Source organism: Bradyrhizobium sp. PRIMUS42 (genome assembly GCF_023006515.1).
GTDB lineage: Bacteria > Pseudomonadota > Alphaproteobacteria > Rhizobiales > Xanthobacteraceae > Bradyrhizobium.
This window is the reverse complement of sequence record NZ_JALBGZ010000934.1, coordinates 1-2,080: the sequence shown is the minus strand read 5'-3', so window position 1 is coordinate 2,080 and position 2,080 is coordinate 1. Positions and strand designations below refer to the sequence as shown.

The window sequence follows — 2,080 nt, the reverse complement described above, 5'->3', positions numbered from 1 at the left end:
CGAGGCGCAGGCCCTTGCCCGCGAAGCCGAGCTCGCCGACCGCCGCGTGCAGGCGATCCTGGCCGAGCGTACCGAGTGGCAGAACCGCAAGGAGAGCGCGGCCTCTCACATCGACACCATCCAGGCCCGTATTGCCGAACTCACGATCGAGCGCAGCGAGCTCGAAAACGCGCCGCAAGTGTTCGCCGAGAAGCGCAGCGCGCTGATCACCGAGATCGAATACGCCGAGAACGACCGCCGCATGGCCGCCGACGCGCTCGCCACCGCGGAAAGCGCGATGGCCGAGACCGATCGCGTCGCCAAGCTGACCCTCGAAGCGCTCTCCAGTTCCCGCGAGGCGACAGCCCGCGCGGAGGAGCGCATGGAAGGCGCGCGGCGCCGGCTCGAGGACATCGAGCGCGAGATCCGCGACATGCTCGAAGTCGAGCCGCAGGCCGTTGCAGGTCTGGCCGAGATCGAGCCCGGCGCCGAGCTGCCGCCGCTGCACGACATCGAGGAAGACCTCGAAAAGATGCGCCGCGACCGCGAGCGCCTCGGCGCCGTCAATCTGCGCGCCGAGGAAGAGCTGCGCGAGGTCGAGACCCAGCACAATGGTCTGGTCACCGAGCGCGACGATCTCGTCGAAGCCATCAAGCGGCTGCGCCAGGGCATCCAGAGCCTCAACAAGGAGGCGCGCGAGCGGCTCCTGACCTCGTTCGAGGTCGTCAACAACCACTTCAAGCGCCTGTTCGTCGAGCTGTTCGGCGGCGGCGAAGCCGCGCTGCATTTGATCGAGAGCGACGACCCGCTGGAAGCCGGCCTCGAGATCATCGCCAAGCCGCCCGGCAAGAAGCCGCAGACGCTGTCGCTGCTCTCGGGCGGCGAGCAGGCGCTGACCGCGATGGCGCTGATCTTCGCGGTGTTCTTGACCAACCCCTCGCCGATCTGCGTGCTGGACGAAGTCGACGCGCCGCTCGACGACCACAACGTCGAACGGTACTGCAACCTCCTGCACGAGATGACCGGCTCGACCGACACGCGCTTCATCATCATCACGCACAATCCGATCACGATGGCGCGGATGAACCGCCTGTTCGGCGTCACCATGGCCGAGCGCGGCGTGTCGCAACTGGTGTCGGTGAGCCTGTCAGAGGCCGTGGACATCCTCGACCAGAACGTGGCGTGATATCTCTGGCGTCATTCCGGGGCTCGCGCAGCGAGAACCCGGAATCTCGCGTTACAATCTCCAGCTTCCGGATTCGCGCGTCGCGCGCTCTGGAATGACGCGAGGTTGCTGATGATCGCCCCCACCCTCCCTGCTGAACTCAAGGCAGCCCTCGACGGCAAGCTCCAGGGCTTTTCGCGCAGCGACGCCGCGCAGCGGTCGCAGAAGATCTCAACCGCCTATCGCGCCGGTGGTGGCTCCGGCATGATCAAGTCCGAAGCCGATGCGCTCGCTTATGCGCTCGCGCGCATGCCGGCGACCTACGCGGCGGTGGCGGCCAGCCTCAATGCACTCACGGCGATCGTGCCTGATCTAGCCCCGGAAACCTTGCTCGACGTTGGCGCAGGCCCGGGTAGCGCGAGCTGGGCGGCCGCGGAAGCCTTTCCGTCGCTCCAAGATTTCACGCTGCTCGACGCCAACGCCACGCTCAGCCGGCTCGCGCTCGAATTGGCACGCGACAGCACGCGTCTGGCGGAGTGCCGCTATCTGCCGGGCGATGCCGGCGGCAACCTGGCCGAGGCCTCGCAAGCCGACCTCGTCATTGCGAGCTACATCATCGGCGAGCTCAGTGAGGCTGACCAACGCAAGCTCACCGAGGCGATGTGGGCCAAAGCCTGCCACGCGCTGCTCGTGATCGAGCCCGGCACGCCAGCCGGCTATAGGCGCATCCTCGCGCTGCGCCAGCAACTGATCGCACAAGGTGCCTATATCGCCGCGCCCTGCCCGCACGAAAAGCCCTGCCCGCTCACCGCGCCCGACTGGTGCCATTTCTCCCAGCGCCTGCCGCGCTCACAGGCGCACCGCCAGATCAAGGGTGCCGAGGTGCCGTTCGAGGACGAGCGCTTCATCTACGTCGCCCTGACCCGCACGCCGCCC

2 protein-coding genes are annotated in these 2,080 nt (G+C 67.4%); both read left to right on the top strand.

The window, feature by feature from the left end:
- A partial coding sequence (locus MOV75_RS35890; protein WP_369010492.1) for a chromosome segregation SMC family protein occupies nucleotides 1-1,165 on the top strand: 1,165 nt, incomplete at its 5' end.
- A gap of 111 nt (nucleotides 1,166-1,276) precedes the next feature.
- Nucleotides 1,277-2,080, top strand: an 804-nt coding sequence (locus MOV75_RS35885; protein WP_246932483.1) for a small ribosomal subunit Rsm22 family protein, incomplete at its 3' end; no start/stop codon positions are given.